General features: G+C 63.8%; 17 protein-coding genes and 2 pseudogenes. 10 read left to right on the top strand and 9 right to left on the bottom strand.

Annotation, left to right across the window (positions count from 1 at the left end; all coding sequences use genetic code 11):
• Positions 1 to 15: 15 nt before the first annotated feature.
• Positions 16 to 822, bottom strand: coding sequence for an IS21-like element helper ATPase IstB (gene istB, locus LPH33_RS23250; RefSeq protein WP_229564907.1), 807 nt, complete (start codon positions 820 to 822; stop codon positions 16 to 18).
• Complete coding sequence (istA, locus tag LPH33_RS23245) at positions 819 to 2,513, bottom strand: IS21 family transposase (RefSeq protein WP_229564906.1); 1,695 nt, start codon at positions 2,511 to 2,513, stop codon at positions 819 to 821. Before istA ends, istB begins: the two co-directional genes overlap by 4 nt.
• A gap of 612 nt (positions 2,514 to 3,125) precedes the next feature.
• Here istA and LPH33_RS23240 point away from each other — a divergent pair.
• Both LPH33_RS23240 and LPH33_RS23235 read left to right on the top strand, forming a co-directional pair.
• The gene (locus LPH33_RS23240; protein ID WP_060652722.1) at positions 3,126 to 3,767 is read left to right on the top strand and encodes a hypothetical protein; all 642 of its coding nucleotides are present in this window, start codon (positions 3,126 to 3,128) and stop codon (positions 3,765 to 3,767) included.
• On the top strand, positions 3,768 to 4,412 hold the full coding sequence (locus LPH33_RS23235) for an RES family NAD+ phosphorylase (RefSeq protein ID WP_229566261.1): 645 nt from the start codon (positions 3,768 to 3,770) through the stop codon (positions 4,410 to 4,412).
• Between the two features lie 336 nt (positions 4,413 to 4,748).
• On the opposite strand, the pseudogene LPH33_RS23230 reads toward LPH33_RS23235, so the two are convergent.
• The 4 genes and pseudogenes from LPH33_RS23230 to LPH33_RS23215 all read right to left on the bottom strand — a co-directional run.
• Positions 4,749 to 5,021, bottom strand: a pseudogene (locus LPH33_RS23230) (transposase); the annotation flags it as partial.
• A gap of 632 nt (positions 5,022 to 5,653) precedes the next feature.
• A complete protein-coding gene (locus LPH33_RS23225; RefSeq protein ID WP_060652724.1) occupies positions 5,654 to 6,538 on the bottom strand; it encodes a crotonase/enoyl-CoA hydratase family protein in 885 nt (294 codons plus the stop codon).
• Positions 6,539 to 6,557: 19 nt separating this feature from the next.
• Positions 6,558 to 7,532 (bottom strand): NAD(P)H-dependent flavin oxidoreductase, encoded by a 975-nt coding sequence (locus tag LPH33_RS23220; protein WP_170318582.1) that lies wholly within the window; start codon positions 7,530 to 7,532, stop codon positions 6,558 to 6,560.
• Between the two features lie 2 nt (positions 7,533 to 7,534).
• Complete coding sequence (locus LPH33_RS23215) at positions 7,535 to 8,434, bottom strand: SMP-30/gluconolactonase/LRE family protein (RefSeq protein ID WP_060652725.1); 900 nt, start codon at positions 8,432 to 8,434, stop codon at positions 7,535 to 7,537.
• 232 nt (positions 8,435 to 8,666) lie between these two features.
• Here LPH33_RS23215 and LPH33_RS23210 point away from each other — a divergent pair, with 232 nt between their 5' ends.
• From LPH33_RS23210 to LPH33_RS23185, 6 genes are all read left to right on the top strand, one after another.
• On the top strand, positions 8,667 to 10,247 hold the full coding sequence (locus tag LPH33_RS23210; protein WP_060652726.1) for a long-chain-fatty-acid--CoA ligase: 1,581 nt from the start codon (positions 8,667 to 8,669) through the stop codon (positions 10,245 to 10,247).
• Between the two features lie 270 nt (positions 10,248 to 10,517).
• Positions 10,518 to 12,122, top strand: a complete 1,605-nt coding sequence (locus LPH33_RS23205) for a sigma-54-dependent Fis family transcriptional regulator (protein WP_229566259.1) — start codon at positions 10,518 to 10,520, stop codon at positions 12,120 to 12,122.
• Between the two features lie 256 nt (positions 12,123 to 12,378).
• On the top strand, positions 12,379 to 12,663 hold the full coding sequence (locus tag LPH33_RS23200; protein ID WP_006550534.1) for a YciI family protein: 285 nt from the start codon (positions 12,379 to 12,381) through the stop codon (positions 12,661 to 12,663).
• A gap of 1,177 nt (positions 12,664 to 13,840) precedes the next feature.
• Positions 13,841 to 14,644 (top strand): IS5 family transposase, encoded by an 804-nt coding sequence (locus LPH33_RS23195; protein ID WP_145690968.1) that lies wholly within the window; start codon positions 13,841 to 13,843, stop codon positions 14,642 to 14,644.
• A gap of 105 nt (positions 14,645 to 14,749) precedes the next feature.
• The gene (locus LPH33_RS23190; RefSeq protein ID WP_060655111.1) at positions 14,750 to 15,100 is read left to right on the top strand and encodes a transposase; all 351 of its coding nucleotides are present in this window, start codon (positions 14,750 to 14,752) and stop codon (positions 15,098 to 15,100) included.
• Positions 15,097 to 15,822: an IS3 family transposase gene (locus tag LPH33_RS23185; RefSeq protein WP_229566257.1), complete on the top strand. Its 726-nt coding sequence runs from the start codon at positions 15,097 to 15,099 to the stop codon at positions 15,820 to 15,822. Before LPH33_RS23190 ends, LPH33_RS23185 begins: the two co-directional genes overlap by 4 nt.
• Positions 15,823 to 15,845: 23 nt before the next feature.
• Here the strand turns inward: LPH33_RS23185 and LPH33_RS23180 are convergent, their stop codons facing one another.
• Positions 15,846 to 17,093 (bottom strand): IS256 family transposase, encoded by a 1,248-nt coding sequence (locus LPH33_RS23180; protein ID WP_016695584.1) that lies wholly within the window; start codon positions 17,091 to 17,093, stop codon positions 15,846 to 15,848.
• Between the two features lie 140 nt (positions 17,094 to 17,233).
• On the opposite strand from LPH33_RS23180, the pseudogene LPH33_RS23175 reads away from it, so the two are divergent.
• A pseudogene (locus LPH33_RS23175) lies at positions 17,234 to 17,470 on the top strand (integrase core domain-containing protein); the annotation flags it as partial.
• Positions 17,471 to 17,727: 257 nt separating this feature from the next.
• The gene (locus LPH33_RS23170) at positions 17,728 to 18,345 is read left to right on the top strand and encodes a hypothetical protein (protein WP_153008489.1); all 618 of its coding nucleotides are present in this window, start codon (positions 17,728 to 17,730) and stop codon (positions 18,343 to 18,345) included.
• Positions 18,346 to 18,406: 61 nt separating this feature from the next.
• Here LPH33_RS23170 and LPH33_RS23165 read toward each other — a convergent pair whose 3' ends face one another.
• Together LPH33_RS23165 and LPH33_RS23160 are read right to left on the bottom strand one after the other, a co-directional pair.
• Positions 18,407 to 19,282 (bottom strand): SMP-30/gluconolactonase/LRE family protein, encoded by an 876-nt coding sequence (locus tag LPH33_RS23165; RefSeq protein WP_229566256.1) that lies wholly within the window; start codon positions 19,280 to 19,282, stop codon positions 18,407 to 18,409.
• A 76-nt stretch (positions 19,283 to 19,358) separates the two neighbouring features.
• Positions 19,359 to 20,939, bottom strand: coding sequence for an AMP-binding protein (locus LPH33_RS23160; protein WP_229566254.1), 1,581 nt, complete (start codon positions 20,937 to 20,939; stop codon positions 19,359 to 19,361).
• Positions 20,940 to 20,960: the final 21 nt, after the last annotated feature.

Here is a 20,960-nt window from a genome sequence, read left to right as displayed (position 1 = left end):
ACCACCCGAGAGTGCTCATCGAGCATCGGCCTCGCTTTCTGAACTGTCAACCACGGTCCGTCCGGGACGGCTGCGTTGCCGGTAGGACGGACCCTCGATCACCAGGGTGTGCGCCGCGGAAGTGAGCCGATCGACGGCGGACTGCGCCAGCAGCGCATCGGTGGTCATCGACAACCACTCCGAGGGCTCACGATTGGAACTGACGATCGTAGATTTGCGTTTGTGCCGCTCGACGACAAGCTCGTAGAAGTCGTTCGTTTCGGTTGCATCGAGCGGCCGCAACGCGAAATCGTCGAGGATCAACACGTCGACGGCGGTGATCCGCCGCATCTCCGCGTCGAGGGAATTGTCGAGGCGGGCGGCGCGCAGGCGGGCGAAGAGTTTGTCGGCGCGGGCGCAGAGCACGCTGCGTCGTTGCCGGATCGCGATGTGACCCAATGCGGTGGCCAGATGCGTTTTACCCACGCCCACGGCGCCGAGGACCAGGACGCAGTGGCCGGCGTCGGCGAACCGCAACGACACCAGATCCGACAACAACGCCCGGTCGTAGTGCAGGTCCTCGAGTGCATCCCAGGTGTCGATGCGCATGTTCGGATCCAGCCCGGCCTTGGCCGAACGGAGGGCTGCCGACCGTGATTCGCGGCGTGATACCTCGTCGGCCAACAACAGTTCCAGGAAGGCGAGGTGGCTGAGTTGATGCTGGCGGGCCAACGCGAGTCGCTGCGGCAGAGTGTCTTTCAATGCGCCGAGTTTGAGGGCCTTGAGGATCGCGATCAGGTCGGCGCCGATCGGATCGACCGGGCCGGTGGTTGTGGTGGTCATCGGGGCTCCTTCGCGTCGGTGCCGTCGTCGGGGACGACCGTCAAATGGGGGGTCCTGTCGGTGGCAGAAGCGGTCCTCTCACCGGCAACGGTGGTCCCGCCGGTGGCGATGCAGGTCCTGGCGGTGGCGAACTCCGACGGGTCCCGGGCGAAACGAGCAGGGGCGGCGGCACCGGCCGCCGGCAGGACAGGTGGGGTGGTTTCGGTGCCACGTTCGAGCATCGAGGCGATCTTCGACACCGACACGACATCGAGGTCCAGCGCGAGGCTGCACGCCGTGTCGACCGGGTCGGGCCCGTAGCGACGCACCAACCCGAGCAGTCGGTAAACCGCTCGCATCCGGGTCCACGGCAGTCGGTCGTCGAGCAGACGCTGGGCGTAGATCCCGATGCACCGACCGTGCTCGGTGCAGGTGGCGATCAACCGATCCAGATCCCGCATCGCATATCCGACCTTCTCGGTGGGCAGATCCTCCGGATCGGTGCTGCGCCCACCGGGAGGCTGGCGGGGGTGCACCTTGACCAGGGTGCCGCGGGAGTAGAACTTCACCAGTTCGGAATCGGCGCGGGCATCGAGCACAGTCCCGATCCACTGCTGCGGAAGCGAATACAACGCCCGGGCGATCTCGGCATGGAAGTCGCGGTGCACCTTGATCCGTTTGAAGATCGGCACATCATAGGGTTGCGGAACCGCCAGCAGCATCGGCGCTTCGTCGGTGTCGAACGCCTCGGACGGGCGGGCCGCGGTGGTTCCGTGTATCCGGTGGCCCGCCACCTCACGACACCACTTCTCGGCATGGTCCTGCGCCTCGGTCAGGTCGGTGAATGTTTCACCGGCCCAGAAGTTTCCACGCACGTATTGCACGGCGCGTTCGACGCGGGGTTTGTCCTTCGGGGAGCGTACCCGAGCCGGGTCGGTGACGAATCCGACGTGCTGGGTGTAGTCCAGCCAGCCTTGGGACAGGCGCGGATTGACCGCGTCCGGGTCGGTGACGACGGCTTTCATGTTGTCGGGGATCAGGACCTTGAACACACCGCCGAAGAAGGTCCACGCCGCGTCGCAGCCGGCGATGATCGCCGTCAAGGTCTGGGAGTAGGTGAGCCAGACGAACATGTGCCGCGAGTACACGGCGGTGAAGATCAACGCGTGGACCTTGCGCCGGCGGCCGGTCTCGGGGTCGGTGAGCATCCCCAGGTAGCCGAAGTCGATCTGGCATTCGCTGCCGGGTTCGCCGTCGAGGATCCGCACGGTGGTGTCGGTGCGGCCGAATCCGCATCGCTGCGTGGCGAATCGGTGCAGGGTGCGATACGGCACCACACATCCCTGCCGCGCCAGCAGGGTTTCGATCTTGGTGATCGTCAGGGGCGGATGATCCTTGCCGCCGGTCACCCATTCGCGGATCTGGTTCTCGAAAGGCAGCAGTGTTTCCCAGGCTGCGCCGTGGCCGTGCGGGCGTGCCGGGCGCACCGCGTCGATCACCGCACCGATCAGTGTGTCGTCGAGTGCCTCGATGCTGTCGGTGCGAGCCAGGCCGGCGGCTCGAGCGGCCTCGATGTAGCGGCGGACCGTTTTGCGGTCGACGCCGCAGTGCGCTGCGATGGTGCGCAGTCCTGCGGGTCTGTCGCCGGGGCCGGTGAGCCAGATCCGGAGTACTTCTTTGACTTCGTTCACGTTGACCTCCCGAAACGCCATGCTCGCCTGCCTTCGTGTTCGGAGAACTCCGACACGAGGTATCAAACGAGCTGTTCGTCGGGACCTCGGCGCGACGCGCCGGGTGGTCCCATGACTGGCAATCCGGGTGGTCCCATCTACCTGGCAAGAATCAGGTCAAAGTGGTCCCATTCTCATGGCAGGCGACACCTTCGACCGGGCTGCGGTGACGAATATTCAACTCCGTTTCTGGAGTGGTCGAGTCCTGGCAGGCCGCTCACCCCTCGAAGCTGCCCGCCCTGTGCCCCGGAGTTCTTCGATTCCGGGGCACGGCGACTCGAGGAGCGAACGCTGTGCATCACTATGGGCTGATCGACCGTCTGCTCGAGTCGGCGAGGGGGATCATTGCGGAGGCGATCACCCTGGTCGACAGCCCTATCGAGGTAGGGATCGATCTTCGCTGGCCGACTACGAGAAGGTGTTGGCGACGCCGTCCCCGGTCCGGGGTGTCGTGGTTTCTCGCTGGAGGGGGCCCGTGGTTGCTGGGACGCGTTGTGCAGAGTCCTTGTGGCTGCCGGGATGGTGCTACATCGACAGGATTCGTCAGGGCGTAGCTGCCCGGCCGAGTTCGCTAGCATGTATTTGCGAGCATAAATGATCGCAAATCAGGAAGTCGTGGTGAGTGAAGCAACGACGGAGAGTCGCTATCTGCGAGGCGACCTCAATTTCGAAGATGCCTTGCGGGAAGTGACCGGAGTCGACATCGGCCGTGATCAACTCGTGCAGATCCTCAAGAGCCTCCATACGGCGAACCCCGCCGGGCCCGCACTGTCCGAGCACGACGCACGCGTGCTTACCGATGCCGGATTCACCGCGAGTCTCGCCGCTGCCACGGCTGCGCGAGTCGATCGCGATATTCGGATGGCCAACCTCGTCGCGACCTCGTTGTCCATTGCAGACGCTGCAGTCCGCCTCGGCGTCACGCCGGCTCGCATCAGGCAACGAATCGCCGACGGCACCCTGTGGGTATTCGACTCCGGTCGTAACCGCTTGTTGCCTCCGGCGCAGTTCACCGACAGCGGGGCCGTGCCCTACCTCGACAAAGTCATGCCCCACATCCCGAAGGACCTGCACCCGCTGACGGTGCAGACATTGCTCACGCAGCCGCAGTCGTCATTGGTCGTCGATGGCCGGCCGGTCTCGATTATCGCGTGGTTGACCGGCAGCGCAGGCACACCCGAAGAGATCGAGATTGTGGTCGGCGTGCTTGCCGCCGTCGAGTGGGAATCGGCGTAGATGGGGGCAATGCTTCCGCCACCGCCCTCCATCGCGCATCTTCGTGCGGCAGGTCTGCTGCCGAAGGAAGTACTCGCGTGGCAGCCGAGCGAGATCGTGTGGCGCGTGCACCGTACGACCGGTTCACATGTTCTCCCGTGGAATGCGTTGCGTGAGTTCGGGCCGATTCTGCGGTTCGATCAGCATCCGCTCCCGCGTGGGGATCATCCCGGCTACGGCGTGTGGTACGGCGCGTCCAGCCCCCGAGGTGCATTGGCGGAAGCGTTTCAATCGGTGCGGGTGATCGATCGCCATCGCGGTGACCCTTATCTGACCGGTGTGCGCTTCACCCGCGTTCTGCGGTTGCTCGACGTGTCCGGTATCGGTGGAGGTGCATGGGCCACTCGGGTGGGAGGCAGCCAGGCTCTCGATTCCGCGCCGCACCGTCTTTCGCAGCATTGGGCCCGCACGATCCATCGCGCTCACACCGGACTCGACGGGGTCATCTATCGCGGCCGGTTTGCCGGCAGCACGTCCGTGGTGGTCGTCGAACGTGCTGCCGATGCGTTTCCGCAGCGTCCTGTGCTGTCGCTTCCCTTGTCGCATCCTGGTCTTGCTGATGCCGTTGATACCGCGGCGCACGAACTCGGCTATGTCGTTATCTGATCCGGTTGCGAGACATGGCCATCACCGACACGCCTGCTGAACGCGGGGAGACTGCCGATGACGAGTGGCGTGCCGGCTGTAGAGGGAGGCGGGCTGGTCTCGGTTCCGATGTTGAGCGGTACGTCGCGTTGCCCACCCTCATAGGAGCCGATGAGGGTGCCTCGCGCCCTTGTTGAGCTCGGGACACGACGCTTTCGAACGCGCATTGGGGACTGCCCCCAATGCGGTGCGCATGTGGTCGGCGATCGACCACCCCACCACTCGACGCGAACAGATGTCGATCACCGTCGCCAGATCTCCTGCGCGAAATAGGCAGCTGCCCGGCGCAGAATCTCACGTTCGAGCTGCCATTCCTTCTCCGAGCTGCGCAGCCGGGCGTTCTCTGCCCGCAGGCGCCAACTCGTCCGCCGCAGTCTCACTGCCGCCGCCCGATGCGGCCGCTGAGCCCCGGTCCGAGGCGTTGTCCTTGCGGACCCAGGTCCGTAAGGTCTCGCCGCTGATGCCCCGGTCCGAGGCCACCGCGGCGTAGGTGCGGGTGCCGCCGCCGGCGCGATACAACGCGATGGCGTCCCGGCGGAACTCCTCCGTGTACTGAGACTGACGTCCCATGTGAACATCCCTCCTGGTTCTTCTACGAACCACTGTCAGGGTGTCCACTCCCAGGGGGCAGCCTCAGTCGCACGCGGCCTCAACGTGCCCATCGACGAAGGACTCGCTGTCGAGGCCGCATGGTTCGCAACCGCCATTCCCACCGCGAGCGTGAGGAAAGGGCTCAACGGATTCCTCGGCCGACGGACAGTAGCCCCGATGTAAGTACGCGTTTCGGGTAGGGGACGTCGAACACTCGCACACGGGCGCATTCCGTGCGAAGTGCGGCGGGTCACCTTCCCCGTGGTCGGGAAGGTGGCTCCAACCGGGCGCGGGGCTTCTCCAGTCCTGATCCGTTGAGAGTTCGATGCCCTGCACGAACCGATCATCACGAACTGAGGTGGTGAATTGGAAGGCTCGGTATTCAGCGACACTGATGGAGCATCGCTGCCAACTCGCGTGTTGCGGCCGCTTCGGTCTCTGCGCCCCACGCGCTCAGAGCATCGGCTGAGACCATCAGAGATGTGGACGAATCAGCGGGGATGCCGTCGCCGAGCGGTAGTCCGATTTCCTGGCGGAGTTCATGCATAAGGACAGTGGGCTTCATGAGACTTTCTTTGTTCGGTTGATTGGAGCGGGGATGCAGTAGGTGTTCACGGCGTCGTTGTCTCGATCCACTCTTCGTAGAACGGCGGCATGGCTGAGGCCTTGTCGTGGAACTCGGGTGGGCGTTTGTCGCGGAATGCCTGCACTCCCTCGGCGCCGTCGCCGATGCTGGTGTAGAACATGGCCAGCGAATCGACGCGGTGGGCATCTGCGGGGTGAGCAGCGGCCGCGTTTCGCAGCAGCATCTGGCGCATCAGGGCCACCGAGACCGGTGAGCGGTCGCGGGTCCAGGCATTCGCCAACGCGCGCGCTTCGCTGAGCAACATCTCGGGTTCATGGACCGCCTGCGCCAACCCGTCGATGTATGCGACCTCGGCGTTGAGGATCTCTGCCCTATAGACCAGATTCAGCGCAGTGGGCATGCCGACGAGCCGAGGAAGGAACCATGTCGAGCACGCTTCGGGCACTATTCCGAGTTTGCCGAACACCAGGCCGAACCGCGCTCGGGTCGACATCAGGCGCGCGTCCATCGCCAGCGTCATGGTTGCACCGATTCCGACGGCCGCGCCGTTGATTGCGGCGATCACCGGTTTACGGCAGGCATGGATTGCGAGGGTGACGCGGCCGCCTGTGTCGCGGATCCGGCGCAATTCGGGGTCGTCGAGATTCTTCATGTCGGCAAGAGTGGGGCGTTTTGACTCGTCGAGCCCGAACACATTCCCTTCACTCGACAGGTCCATGCCGGCGCAGAAAGCGCGCCCTGCTCCGGTGACGATCACGGCCCGGACCGTGTCGTCGTCGTTCACCGACACGAAGGTGTGCTCGAGTTCGTCGGCCATCTCGACGGTGAACGCATTGAGACGGTCGGGGCGGTTGAGGACCACGGTGAGGATGCCGTCCTCGACTTCGTGGCGAAGGGTGGTGTATTCCATGACTTCTCCCGTCTGCCTGTCAGGCGAGGTCGGCGGCAATCCTGCGGATGGCGGCTTCGGCATCGCTCACGATGTCCGAGATGATCGTCTTGCAGGGAAGCACGGCATCGATGAGACCTTGGGATTGACCTGCCCACCACATGCCGTCTTCCATGTTCCCCTTCTCCAGCACTTCCGTTCGGCCGCGTACCCCGGAGGCGAGGTGTGCGACGTCGGAGAACGTGGCGTCAGGGCGGGCGGAGAGGGCTGCGATCGTCTCGGAGATGGAGTTGCGGGCCACACGTGCGGTATTACGGAACTCTCGGAACACGAGGATGGTCTGGCGTTCGTCGTTGGCAACGATCTGGGCCTTGACGTTCGGATGCACCGGAGCTTCGTCGCTGGCCACGAACCGGGTGCCCATGTTGATTGCGGATGCGCCGAGGGCCAGTGCTGCGGCCAATCCGTCGCCGGTGGCGAATCCGCCACTGGCGATGATCGGGATGTCGAGCACGCGCGCTGCGGCGGGGATGAGGATCAGGCCGGGGATGTCCTCGTTGCCGGGATGGCCGGCGCACTCGAACCCGTCGATACTGACGGCGTCGACACCCATGGACTGTGCTTTGATCGCGTGCCGGACCGCTACCGCTTTGTGGATGACCTTGATCCCGGCGGCTTTGAACGCCGCCACATGTTCTTGGGGGTTGCTGCCGGCGGTTTCCACGATGGTGATACCGCTGTCGATGATCGCGGCCCGGTAGTCGTCGTACGGCACGGGAGTGACGGTGGGCAGCAGGGTGAGATTGACACCGAACGGCTTATCGGTCATTTCCCGGCACCGGGCGATCTCAGCGACGAGAGCTTCGGGGGTGGGTTGCGTCAGCGCGGTGAGAAAACCCAAACCCCCGGCATTGGCCACCGCGGAGATCAGCTCCGCGGTGCCGACCCCGGTCATGCCACCGCACACCACCGGGTGCTCGATCCCGAAAGTGTCGGTGAAACGTGTGCGCAGCACGATCACGGCCTCCCTGCGTGCGGAACGTCGACTCTCGTCGAGAGGACCTTGGCTTCACGCGCAGCGCTGCGCTTGGCTTCGTCGAAATCCGGTGCGACCGAGAGAAATAGTGTGCGACCGTCATCGCCACCCAGCGCGACCGCGAACACTCCCAGCGGAGCCGTACTCACCTCGTTCAGGATGGTTCCGCCTTCGGCCAGGCGTACGGCACGTTGGTTGACGCAGTCGGCAATCCAGATGGCACCTTCAGCGTCGAGGGCCTGACCATCAGGTGCAATCGTGCACGCTGCAAGCCGCTTCTCCACGCTCGGCTCGTCGCCGAGATCGCCGAACGAGGCGAAGTCCCGACGGGGGCCGAGTGTGCCGTCCGGTTCGATATCGAATCGGGAGACGCGGTTGCCGAACAGTTCGTTGACGTACAGCGTTCTTCCGTCCGGGGAGATGCACATACCGTTCGGGAAGGACAATCCTTCGGCTGCGACTCGGGAAGTGCCGTCGGTGTCGACGAGGACGACAACGCCGTGCTCGTGGTCGGCTCCTCCCATGAGATCGAATCCGAACTCGCCGACGTATGCCTGCCCGTTCGCGGCGACCACCATGTCGTTGGCGTGACCGTGGCAGTGTTCGGAGATGTCGGCGTGCTCGACGAGTGAGCCGTCGGGTTCGCGGCGCAGGACTTTGCGGTCCTTCATCGAGACGACGAGCATGCGCCCGTCGGGAAGCCATCCGAGTCCGGACGGCTGGTGTTCGACGGTGCAGACCTGTTCGATGGATCCGTCGGCGTTCACGGCATTGACCGAGTGGGTGTAGAAATCCACGAACCACAGTCGGCCCTCGTGCCACCGAGGTCCCTCGGTGTAGGTGAATCCTGTTGCGACTTCCGTCATTGGACGACTTGTCATGGGAGTACCTTTCTTCCGGCGCTCGTTGCCCGCTGGGCTCGGCCGGTGTCGGCCGGGCGCCTATGCGGGTGAGGTGGCTCCAGTCTCGGGATCCTCACGGCGGTCGAGGTGTCCCACAACGCAACAGTGCGGACGAGTTCATCGGGCGCTGTCGCAAATTCGGACGGTTCGGTGCCAGGGTTGGTGTGCAGGCTGGTCGTACCCTCGCTCACCTGATCCGGAGGAATGCGCCATGCTCACCACGATGATGGATCGTCCACTGCTGATCAGCTCGCTGCTGTGGCGTGCTGAGAACGTCTTCGCCGACCGGGTCGGAGTCTCGTGCGACGCAACCCGCGGAGACCGAGAGTTCACCTACCGTGACCTCGGCGCGACCGCACGCCGGTTTGCTGGCTCCTTCGAGAACTTGGGCATCGGGTTCGGAACCAGGGTTGCCACGTTGGCCTGGAACACCTTCGAGCATCTTGTCGCCTACTACGCAGTTCCTGCGTGCGGGGCAGTGCTGCACACGGTCAACCATCGGATGTCACCCGAGCACATCGCCTACACAATGGACAAGGCCGAGGACGAGGTTGTGCTGATCGACGCTGATCTGTTGTCCGTTCTCTTCGAGATTCTCCCGCGCCTCCCGCGGATCCGGCATGTGGTGGTCATCGGTGATCTCGAGCAGGCCGAGTGTTCGGTATCTGCAGAGGTGACCTGGTGGTCGTTCGACGGATTGTTGCTCGATGCCGTGCCGATCGAGGAATTCCCGGAGTTCGACGAGACGACCGCATCGTCGATTTGTTTCACCTCGGGTACCACCGGGCTGCCCAAGGGGGTCGTGTACAGCCATCGAAGTACGGTGCTGCACGCGATGGCGATCAGTGCTTCCGGGGGCGTCGCGATCGACGGTCGGCACTCGTACCTCCTTGCCACGCAGATGTCCCACGTACACAGTTGGGGTGTTCCGTACGCGGGGGTGCTGCAGGGCGCACGTCTCGTCCTCCCCGGGCCGCACCCCTCGCCCGCGGAGTTGCTGCGCATCATCACAGATCAGACACCCGATGTCTTCGTCGGCGCCCCGGCCGTGGCGGCGCTCATGCGTGCACAGTTCGATGCCGATCCCGAGCGTTACGACCTCGGAAGTGTGCAGACCATGTGGTTGGGCGGGCAGGTGCTGCCACCAGTGCTGGTGAGGTGGTGGGCGGAGCGGGGAGTGGCGACCGTCAACGGGTGGGGGATGACCGAAACCTCCCCTATGGGAACTTTCAGCAACTCGGCCGATTGCCAAGGCAGACCCTTGCCGTTGTTCCAGGTGCGTGTCGTCGACGAAGAGGGTCGGAAGCTGCCGTGGAATGGCTTCACCACCGGCGAGCTGGAGGTTCGTTCGCCATGGGTGACCGGGACGTACCTCGACGACGACCGCGCCGCCGAGGCGTTCGACGCCGGCTGGCTGCGCAGCGGCGACGTCGCGGTGATCCACCCGGACGGCCGGCTGGAGATCCGCGACCGGGTCAAAGACCTCATCAAGAGCGGAGGAGAATGGATCTCTTCCGTCGAGGTCGAGAACCAGCTGCTCCTGCATCCGGCGGTGGTGGAAGCCGCTGTCATCGCGGTACCGCACGAAACCTGGCAAGAGCGCCCCGTGGCGTGGGTTCGGACAACGGCGGAGGTCTCCGATGATCAGCTTCGGGCCCACTTGGCGGTCACCCTGCCGAAGTTCTGGCACCCCGACACGTTCGTGCGGGTAGACGAGGTCCCCAAGACGTCAGTAGGCAAATTGGACAAGGTGCGCATACGCCGGATGTGGGCTCAGAAGTCTGCGGTGTAGCGTTCTGGGACACCCATGGCTCATGTGACCTCTATTACATAATGTTCGTACTGACCGTGAGGTGTTGGAGGTGGTGACGACGTGACCGAGCGGCTTCGCATGCACGTAGACGATCGCAATTCCGATAGGTATGACTCCGACAGGTATGACAATGCTTCGCCACGAGTGCGGCCGGAGATCGAGCAGTCCTGGCGCCGCTGCCGTGCCATCGGGGCGGCTTCGGACGGTTCTCGTCTGCGCTACATCGATACCCCCACAGACTCGAAGCTTGTGCGTGCGGCGCGGCCGGTCCTGGATCGGTTGGCCGATCAACTCGCCGATGCGCCGGTGACGATCCTGCTCGCCTCGCAGGATGCGACCATCGTCGACCGGCGGGCCGGGCAGCGGTCACTGCTCGGCCGTCTCGACCGTGCCCAGGTCGCCCCGGGGTTCATCTTCGCCGAGGAATGCGCCGGAACCAACGGGATCGGCACCGCCCTCGAAGAACGCAAAGCGTTCCGGGTCCGCGGGGAAGAGCACCTGCTCGAGGCGTTGCATCCGCTGGCCTGTGTCGGCTCCCCGATCGTCGATCCGGTCTCACGCGCGGTGACCGGCATCGTCGACATCACCTGCCAGGTCGACGATGTCAACGAGCTGATGGCACCGCTGGTGCTCTCGGCGGTACGCGATATCGAAGAGCGATTGTTCGCCCTGTCCGCCCGCAGCGAGCAGAACCTGCTGCGCGAATACATGCGCAGCAAACGCCGCGGCCACGCCGCGGTGGTGGCGATGAGCCGGGACACGGTGATCGCGACCCCGACGGTGTCACGGTTGATGGACTCGACCGATCAGATGATGATCTGGGACTGGATCAGCACCCATCTGGCCGCCAAGGACGAATGGGAAGGACCGCTGCGTTTCGCCGACGGGATCGACGTGCGGGTCCATGCCCGCCGGGTCGGTGAGTCCACCGATCCGCTCAGCGCGATCCTCGAACTGCGCCCGCTGGCCTCCCCGGCTCCGCCGCGACCGCGCGCCCGCCTGGCCCCCGCCGCGCCCGCCGGTGCGGCGCCGGCGACGCGTATCGCCGGCCGCAGCCTGGCCGCGCACCGACTCCAGGACCGGGTCGACGAGATCACCGCGACCGTCGCGCCGGTGTTGATCGTCGGTGAGTCCGGTGTCGGCAAAACCCATCTGGCGCGGCAGATCCAGCACCGCTGGGGCCGGCACGACCCGGTCCCGAGCGTCGATGCGTCGACGTTGACCCCCTCGGCGGTGGCCGAGTTGCGGGCGCGTCTGTCCGGCAGTTTCGCGTGCATCATCGAGCACCTCGACGAGGTCCCCGACGACGCTGTGGCTTCTACCCGGCGGTTGCTCGACGCTGCCGTCGAGCTGGGTGCACCGGTGATCGCCACCGCCACCTCGAGCACCCCCGACGATCTGCGGCATCAGGTGCAGACCCATGTGCGGCGCAGTGTGTGCATCCCGCCGCTGCGCCAGCGCATCGAAGATCTCACCGATCTCGCGCGGGAGTTGCTCGCCGCCGAACTCCCCGACCGTCCGACCCCGCAACTGCAACCGGCCGCGCATCGGGCGTTGATCGACCATCACTGGCCCGGCAATCTGCGCGAACTCGCCTCGGTGCTCAGTACCGCGGCGGCGCGGTCGATGGGATTCGACATCAAACTCGAACATCTGCCCGCCGACTACCGCACCCTCGGCGCCGGTCGCCGGTTGACCTCGCTCGAACGCACCGAACGCGAAGCGATCGTCCGCGCCCTCGACGAGTCCGACGGCAACAAATCCCTCGCCGCCCACCGGCTCGGTGTGGCACGCTCGACCCTCTACCGCAAGATCCGCGCGCTGGGCCTGGAAAACGAAACATTCGGTTCCTGACCCCTGAAACACTCTGTCGCATAACGAGACATCCTCGCCGCTGAGTCTGCGGGGACACCCTCTTCCTCACGCCGAGCGGACGTCTTCCCACCTCTGTTCGGGACAGCAATGATGCCGTTTGTACCTCGTCGTCGTGCACGGACGATGTTGCAAAATAGGACACTCGCTGCGGCATCCGACGCCCTACCGTTCTCGAGTACGTATTCCATGAGGAGTACGCGCGTCGTTTCATGACCGTATCCCCCGAGGAGTGACCATGGCCCTGTTCGCTGTTATCTGGTCGTACACCACTGACGCATCCGTCAAAGAGGCCGCCCATGCCGACCACCTGGTCTTCGTCAAGGACGCGGCCGCCAAAGGCGTGCTACAGGAAGCGGGCGCCTGGGCCGACGGAGCCGGCGCCCTGCTCGTGTTCAAGGCGGACAGCGAAGACGACCTGCAGGCCCTGCTCGCCAAGGACCCCTATGTCACGCAGGGTGTTGTCGTCGACCAGACCATCTACCAGTGGAAGCCCGTCATCGGACCCCTCGTGGGAATCTGACAACGAAGCGGCATGCCTAGCTTCTGTTGGTCACAGCATGCAGCATTTTTGCAGTGGACCAGACGATGGGACGCACAGTGTGTGCATTCGACGAAGGCGCGGATCGTATGTGGGGCCAGGAATTGCGTCACGTGACGTCCTGAGGCGCCCGTCGATACATGGTGGAGTGAACGCGCAGACGGAGATGCAGCCGGCCGATCGAGTGCTCGCTTGATCGGGTCCAACCAAATCCACGGGTTCGAGAGACAATCAGCGCAGGGTGAGACTGTCGATTCACACAACCGACGTGTCAACGGAAACCGGTGTGACACGGCACTCTTGGAACGGATCTCTCTATCCTTGACGTGGACGCTACGCCGGAAGTCAGCCACGACTGTTCCCGCGCCCTCACACTCGGTTTCTATGCCCCCACCGCCCTTCAGAATGTCGCGCCCAGCGATCGCCGGGTCCTCGAAGCCTTCGGGATACCTGGGCGGGAGATCCGGGAGGCTCTGGCCAACGGAAACTGGACGTGTTCAGTAGATGTGCGCGGATGGTGCACGGCGAGGCCTTGGCCACCGAGTATATGGTCGAGACTCGCGCAGGAACTGTGCTCCACGCTCCGAGGCCACTGAACGAGCATCCAGAAATGATGGGGTGGCAATGTCGCGCAGTAGTGAACAGTACTGTTACATATATTGATTGAGCAGGTATCTTCCGTCGACAGTCATGCGGTCCAGAAACAGCGAGCTACCTGTTGACGGTTCGTCTCATGAGTATCCACCGAAAGCCACGTGTCGGCCGATGGTGCGTATGCGGCATGGGCAAGGCGGCGTGCCTCCGCCACTGGGCACGGGCAGATCCCACCTGCTGCCTGCACTCGGGCTGCCGGGACCCTGCTTCGGTGATCAAAGGCGATGATCGAAGCAGGGTTCTCCGTCCTCGATAGAACACCCCTTCGCCGGCGAGCTGTTTGCAGCATGTCGACGTAGCGACGGATCGCCGCAGTGCGCGCTGTGGTGTTCGTACTGGCCCATCCACGACCTGAATCGCTGACGCCGGTCAGAGTGAGGTTTTCTCACCAGAGAGTCACCGACGACAGCAAAGACATCCGAACGGTGTGGCGTGAAAAGAGGACGTGGGGTCCTGCCTGGTAGGGATTGTTTCGAGCAAGAAGCAACCCGGAGCAGGACCCCACGTGATTACCTATCGTGCCACGCTCGACGTGCCCGAGCACACCCTGACCTTCGTCGCCCGTATCCTCGCTGCCCACCGCCGCAGGACCGATCGCCGGCCGTGGCAGCGGGCCGCGACCGTCTACGTCCAGGCTCTGATGGTGCTGCGGTGGTTCCGCGACGGCACCGACGTCGCCACCCTGGCGCGCGATGCCCGCATCTCGCAGGCCACCGCCTACCGGTATCTCCACGAAGGTATCGACGTGATCGCTGCGCACGCCCCGGACCTGCACGACGTGCTCGAACGTGGGATCGAGTCCGGCTGGGAGCATGTCTGCCTCGACGGCACCCTCATCGCCTCGACTCGCTGCCGGGAGCGTTCCGAGTCCGGGCACGACGTGTGGTACTCGGGTAAACATCGCCGCCATGGCGGCAACGTCCAGGTCCTGACCGATCCGACCGGCTACCCGATCTGGGTGTCCGAGGTTGCCCCCGGTTCGGTGCACGACCTCACCGCTGCTCGTCGGGGCGGGATCCTCGGCGCCCTCTACCACGCTGCCGCCGGCGGGATGCCCACCCTCGCCGACAAGGGGTACACCGGTGCCGGGATCGGCGTCCACGTCCCGACGAAAGGCCGTGATCTCGATATCGGCACTCGTTGCCGCAACACGCTGCTGTCTGCGATGCGTGCTCCGGCCGAACGCGCGAACGCGCTGCTGAAGACCCGGTGGAAGGCGCTGCAGCGAATCAGTCTATGTCCGTGGAGGATCGGCTCGATCGCTGCTGCGGCTCTCGTTCTTCTTCACCTGCAAGCACCGGCCTGGTGAGAAAACCTCAGTCGTCCTACCGATACCCATCGAGGGGGGGTAGCCCCTGGGTGGTGAACACGCTGACACTGGCCCATACTGGGCCGGAGAATGCAGGACATCACCATGACGAAGAAGAAATACTCTGACGAGTTCAAGGCCGACGCCGTGCGACTCTACGAGAGTCGCCCGGAAGTGTCGTACTCGTCGTTGGCCGCGGATCTGGGAGTCGCTCGGGGGTCGTTGAAGACGTGGGTGCATTTGGCGCGTAAGAAGGCCGCGATGGCGCGGTCTGCGCCCGAGAAGAGCGTGGATGCCTCGGAGACACCCGAGGAGCAGTGTGCGCGGATGCAGGCCGAGATCGAGCAGATTCGGGCCCGCAACCAGGCTTTGGTCGCGGAGAACGACAAGCTCAGCGAGGAACGAGACATCCTGCGCAAGGCCACGAAATATTTCGCGGCAGAGACGAACTGGTGATCCGCTTCCGGTTCGTTGACGACCACCGGGACACCCATGAGGTGAAGCGGATGTGCACGGTGCTCGGCATCCACCGGTCGAGCTACTACAAGTGGCGAGCCGGAAAGGCGGCTCGGCGTGCCCGCCAGCAGGCCGATGCGGCGCTTGTCGACCGAATACGTGCCCACCACCAGGAATGGGACCACACCCTCGGTTACCGGCGGATGACCGCCGAACTGGCCGATGATGACGCGGTGCCGGGCACGGTCAATCACAAGCGGGTAGCCAGGTTGATGCGACAGAACAACATCGTCGGTGTGCACCTGCGTAAACCGAAGAACACGACGATCAAAGATCCTGGGGCGCAGGTCTTCGAAGACCTGGTCAACCGTGATTTCACCGCTGACGAGCCTGGACGAGTATTCGTTGGTGACATCACCTATCTTCCGCACAGCAGCACCGGTGAGTTCCTCTACCTGGCGACCGTGATCGACGTGTGTTCCAAACGGCTCGTCGGCTGGTCGATCGCAGATCACATGCGTACCGAGCTCGTGGAGAACGCGCTCGACAATGCGGCGGCGGCCCGAGGGTCGCTGGAAGGAGCTATTTTTCACTCCGACCACGGCCGTCAATTCACCTCCTCGGACTACCAGGCGACATGTCGCCGGCACGGCGTGCGGCAATCGATGGGGATAGTGCCCCGTGGAGTGGTGGACTTCGGATCGGCTCTGCAGTACACGTAGCGATCAACGAGTCGCTGTGAATACTATGCTGTTTCGCTCGAGCCGGTCAACGACAGCACCGACTCGGTGGCCTGTTCCTTCGCAGCGATCACCGCCCGGAGCTCGTCCATACTCACGTCCGAGACGTAGCGGCGGGTAACCTGCCACTCGTCGTGCTGCTCGATGACCACCGCGGTCGCCAACCGGAGGAACGCGGCCGGGTTCGGGAAGATCTCCACCACATCGGCTCGACGCTTGATTTCCTTGTTCAACCGCTCAATTGGATTGTTGGACCAGACTTTTTGCCAATGCGCCTTCGGAAACGCGGTGAACGCCAGTACATCATGCTTGGCCGACTCCATCAACGCCGCGACCTTCGGAAACGACCCGGCGAAGGTATCGGTGACCTGATCCCACTGCGCCGCCACCTCGACCGGATCGGTGTGGGCGAAGATCGTCTTGACCGCAGCCATCACCGGCGGAACATGCTTGGCCGCCACTGCCGCTCGGAGGTTGCGCATGAAGTGCACCCGACACCTCTGCCACGACGAACCCGCGAACTGCTGCATCACCGCAGCTTTGAGCCCACTGTGCGCATCGGAGATCACCAGATGCACCCCCGACAGACCCCGGGCCTTGAGGCTGGTGAGGAACTCGCGCCAGAACTCGAACGATTCACTGTCGCCGACCGCGGTGCCGAGCACCTCCCGGCTGCCGTCGATCGACACCCCGGTGGCCACCACCAGCGCCTGGGACACCACGTGCGCACCGACCCGGACCTTGCAGAACGTAGCGTCGAGGAACACGTACGGAAAGCTCGTGTGCGTCAAGGTGCGCTCCCGGAACCGGGCGATCTCGGTGTCCAGACCTGCACAGATACGCGACACCTCCGACTTCGAGATCCCGGAGTCGACTCCGAGGGCGCCGACCAAGTCGTCCACGCTGCGAGTCGATACCCCGTGCACGTAGGCCTCCATCACCACCGCGTAGAGAGCCTTGTCGATCCGTCGACGCCGCTCCAGCAAGGATGGAAAGAACGACCCGGACCGCAACTTGGGGATCTTGACCTCCACATCACCACTGGTCGTCGAGAGGGTCTTGGATCGGTGCCCGTTGCGATGGGTGGTGCGGGTGTCGGTGCGTTCGTAGCGGCCGGCGCCGAGCTTGTCGGTGGCCTCGGCCTCGATCAGCGCCTGCAGGCCGGTGCGGATCAGTTCGGCGAACACACTCGCGCTGTCGGCGCCCTTGAGCGCGTCGAGCTGGGCAAGCAGTGCAGAATGGTCGTGGGTCATCGCGTAGATGCTTTCTGTGAGTCACTTTGGTCGGTAACTCGTTGATCACTACGCGATGGCCCACCCGCAGAATGGGAACGACACGCTGCGAACCCGGCCGGATGCCTCAGCCGATTCCCACCACTCCCCGGGACTTACCCTCGATGGGCCGGATCGGGTCGAGCGCCGACAACGCGATGGCCGAGTCCTTCAATGCGTCGTTGAAGCGGGAGACGCTTCAGGGCGCGAAACGCTGGATCGACGAAGCGCAATGCCGCACCGAGGTTTTCCGCTGGATCACTCGATACAACACACGCCGACGGCACTCATCACTGCGGAACCGATCACCACTTGACTTCGAGGTCGACCATGGGTCTACCCTCGATCAGGCCGCTTGACGTACACACCCAGTGTCCACTATCCAGGGGCCACGCCCAGGTATACGTTGCTGTCGTCGGCTCCGTATCGATGTGCTTACCCGAATCCGGCTTCATATCTCCAGTCAGAGAAGGTATTCGCGCCGATTCCAAGCAGACCGAACACAAAGTGATCCGAGCTCGCCGGCCCGTCGCCGGAGATGGCGCTGAGTCAGTAACGACAGGAGGTCGTCCACACGATCATATGACAGGGGTCGTAGTGAAGGAGCAGATGCACGATGACCTTGTCCGGTCCGCACCTCGGGGTAATGCCTTCGGTTTGTCGTTCTCAACCTGAGTCCGGTTCCGACACCGCACCTGTCCATACGGCGGCGTCCCAGCGGAGCAGGTCGGACGCCGCGGACCCGCGCGCAATTGCGTCCAACATCAATCCGGGAGAAGCTGAGTCGAATTCGGATATTCGGCGAGAGTCGGAGTTCGATGCTGCAGGGTTTGTCGAGTTCGCCGAACGTCACCTCGAGTGGCTCGATCGGGTCGACAGCGCCGAAACCGCAGCATGGCGCGAGGTGAGGTCCCGCGGTGGTCGGATATACACGTGTGTGCCTATGAACCCTGATGCTGAAGTCACCGAGCCGATCTGTATCGACCTTTTCAATGGGGGCTTGTTGACATCACCGGCGCGTGAACACATTCAGGTTGCCACTTCTTCGCCGGCGATCAGGAAAACCTACGATCGCTGTGTCGCCACGATCGAGGCCGAACTTCCAGCCTATGACGTGCCCGATGCACTCGGGTTCTCCACGATACTGAACACCTATTTCGGGTACGCCTGTCAGACCGACCTGATTTCCCTCCTCGCGCGTATCCCACCTGCAGTGCGCCCGAATCCCGCATAAGCACCGGGGTCGACTCGGCCGAGATCAGCCCTTGGACCCGATACTTCTGCGGCAGTCCTACTCACATTGCCGGGCTGCCCTTGTAACCGACGTTCGCAGTCGCGACTACCGAAGTCGACTTGCCGTCGTGAAACTCCTCGAGCGTGGTCACATTGCACGCCATGTACAGGGTGCGGAGATCGTCACCGCCGAATGCACAGGTGACCGACCAGGCCCCATCGATCGCAACCCTGTCGGTGATCTCTCCTCCCTCGACAACTCGGTAGAAGCCACTGTCCGACTCGAGGGTCAACGCGTTGCCGAACCACACACCGCCGTCGGCGTCGAGTGCGATGCCATCCGGGTGAACGGAATCGTCGAGCTGGGCCCAGATTCGCTCGTTGGCCAAGCTTCCGTCTTCCTGGATGTCGAACGCCGTGATGCAGTGCCGCCATGTCTGGGCGGTGAGAAGAACTCTGTCCGGGGTGATCGCCATGCCGTTCGGGAACAGAACTTCACCACCGACGGGGTTGACGGAGCCGTCTGCGGACACATGGACCAAGCGTGTTGTCTTCGGGTCTTCCTCCCCGAGAGCGAAACCGAAGTTTCCGACGTACGCATCACCTTTGCCTGTGACGATCATGTCGTTGCCGATGCCACCGGCGTACTGGCTGAAGTCAGCGTGCACCGACTGTGTACCGTCGGGTTCGATCCGCACGACGGTTCGATCCATCTGTGACACGACGAGGACCGAACCGTCATCCAGGAAGCCCAGTCCCGATGGCGAGCCTTCGACCTCGGCGACGTCGGTGTACGAACCGTCGGCGTTGAACGTCTTCACCGTCTTGCTGAAGAAATCACTGGCCCAGAGCTTGCCATGGTGCCAACGAAGACCTTCGAGGAACTGGTGACCGGTCGAGAAAACGGCCGAGCGGTGCTCTCTCATGATGTTCTCCATCCCGCCGCGAGGGATTCGCGGCGATGGTCATTGCTCGAGGAATGAAGGGTGCTTGTGTCCGGTGTGTCGGGTCCACTCAACGGTGGACTGTGCCTTTGGCGCGGTCCGCCGCGAGCTCCCGCAATTTGAACTTCTGGACCTTCCCGCTTGCCGTCCGCGGCAACTCGTCGACGACGATCAGGCTTTCCGGGAGCTTCTGCCGTGCGATGTTGCGTTCGATCAACCATCCGGTGAGATGCTCGAGCTCGATGTCGACTTCGGGCTCCGGTACAACGATCGCGCAGACTCGTTCTCCGAGGACGGGATCCGGCGATCCGACGACCGCGACGTCGGCAATCATCGGATGGGCGAATAGGTGGTCCTCTACCTCTTTGGCACTGAGATTCTCGCCGCCGCGGATGATGATGTCCTTCTTGCGGCCAACGATCTCGAGGTAGCCCTCGGTGTCGAGACGTCCGAGGTCACCGCTGCGGAACCAACCGTCCGCGGTGAACGCACTGTCGTTGAGTCGGTTGTCGAGATATCCGAGGAACATTTCCGGCCCGCGCAGCAGAATCTCGCCGGGAATCCCTGGGGTCACGTCCTGCATGTCGTCGTCGACAATTCGGATCTCCGCAGACTTGATTGCTCGGCCATCTGTCGTTGCTCGTTTGGTCAAGGGATCGTTGCGCTTGCCGGCCGATGCCGTCGGAAACTCCGTCGATCCGTAGACACGCGCAACCAGTGCATCAAGGGTGTCGGTGGCCTCGATGACCAGGTCAGGGGGAACATCGGCGCCACCACAAAGGAAGTTCCTCATCGAGGAGAGGTCATGTGACGAGCCGGACGGGTCGTGGACGATCCCGTGCAGGAACGGAGTCGCAGCGACCGTCGTGGTGCAGCGGTACTCGTCGATCAGACTCATGCCCGCCTGCGGACTCCAGACATCGAGCAGTGCCACGCCGCTGCGCAGCATCGGTGGTAGCTGGATCCCGTACAGGATTCCGGTGATGTGTCCGACCGGCGACGGCATGAAGATCACATCGGATTCGCTCAGTTCGAGAAGGTCGGCGATGCTGCGGTTCTCGTAGTTGAGAGTGTTGTGGCTGTGCATCGCGCCCTTGGGATCGGATGTGGTTCCCGAGGTGTACAGCAGTAGCACCACATCGTCCGGTGAGCGGTCGACACGGTTCGGCTTTTCCGCACCGTCGACGAAGGCGTCGTACCGAATGCCGCCGGCTGGGCTCCCCTCACCGACTACTACGACGGTAGGTGGTTCGTCCAGTTCACGAGCGATCTCGCAGGCCATCGCCGCGTAGTCGAAGTTCCGGAAGACCGACGGGACAAAGACGATTCTCGAAGCAGACTGTCGCAGAATGAACGCGGTCTCGGTATGCCGGTAGATCGGGATGATCGGGTTGCTCACAGCACCGATACGTATGGCAGCCAGATGGACCACGCACGCTTCGATCCAGTTCGGTAACTGCCACGAGACGACATCGCCAGGCGCAATGCCATGCGCTTGCAAGGCGCTTGCCAACGCGTTCACTGCTGCGTCGAACTCGGCGAAGGTCAACGATCGGGTTGGCTCGGCGAGTGCCATCCGGTCCGGTACCGCGGCGGCTGCGGTCGCCAGATAGTCGTCGATGAAGGCGCCGTCCCAATCCCCGGACGCCACGTAGTCGCGAGTGGGAGCGAC

The sequence above is a fragment of the Rhodococcus sp. RDE2 genome (assembly GCF_020885655.1).
Lineage (GTDB): Bacteria > Actinomycetota > Actinomycetes > Mycobacteriales > Mycobacteriaceae > Rhodococcus > Rhodococcus pyridinivorans.
Note: the sequence above shows the minus strand (reverse complement) of the source record. Positions and strands in the feature narration are given on the sequence as shown.

What these genes read in the sequence shown, in the direction of transcription:
- LPH33_RS23210 (WP_060652726.1), top strand. Translation starts at nt 8,667, where the DNA reads ATGCTCACCACGATGATGGATCGTCCACTGCTGATCAGCTCGCTGCTG.
- LPH33_RS23215 (WP_060652725.1), bottom strand. Translation starts at nt 8,434, where the DNA reads ATGACAAGTCGTCCAATGACGGAAGTCGCAACAGGATTCACCTACACC.
- LPH33_RS23170 (WP_153008489.1), top strand. Translation starts at nt 17,728, where the DNA reads ATGACCTTGTCCGGTCCGCACCTCGGGGTAATGCCTTCGGTTTGTCGT.
- istA (WP_229564906.1), bottom strand. Translation starts at nt 2,513, where the DNA reads ATGGCGTTTCGGGAGGTCAACGTGAACGAAGTCAAAGAAGTACTCCGG.
- LPH33_RS23165 (WP_229566256.1), bottom strand. Translation starts at nt 19,282, where the DNA reads ATGGAGAACATCATGAGAGAGCACCGCTCGGCCGTTTTCTCGACCGGT.
- istB (WP_229564907.1), bottom strand. Translation starts at nt 822, where the DNA reads ATGACCACCACAACCACCGGCCCGGTCGATCCGATCGGCGCCGACCTG.
- LPH33_RS23190 (WP_060655111.1), top strand. Translation starts at nt 14,750, where the DNA reads ATGACGAAGAAGAAATACTCTGACGAGTTCAAGGCCGACGCCGTGCGA.
- LPH33_RS23225 (WP_060652724.1), bottom strand. Translation starts at nt 6,538, where the DNA reads ATGGAATACACCACCCTTCGCCACGAAGTCGAGGACGGCATCCTCACC.
- LPH33_RS23180 (WP_016695584.1), bottom strand. Translation starts at nt 17,093, where the DNA reads ATGACCCACGACCATTCTGCACTGCTTGCCCAGCTCGACGCGCTCAAG.
- LPH33_RS23240 (WP_060652722.1), top strand. Translation starts at nt 3,126, where the DNA reads ATGATCGCAAATCAGGAAGTCGTGGTGAGTGAAGCAACGACGGAGAGT.
- LPH33_RS23235 (WP_229566261.1), top strand. Translation starts at nt 3,768, where the DNA reads ATGGGGGCAATGCTTCCGCCACCGCCCTCCATCGCGCATCTTCGTGCG.
- LPH33_RS23200 (WP_006550534.1), top strand. Translation starts at nt 12,379, where the DNA reads ATGGCCCTGTTCGCTGTTATCTGGTCGTACACCACTGACGCATCCGTC.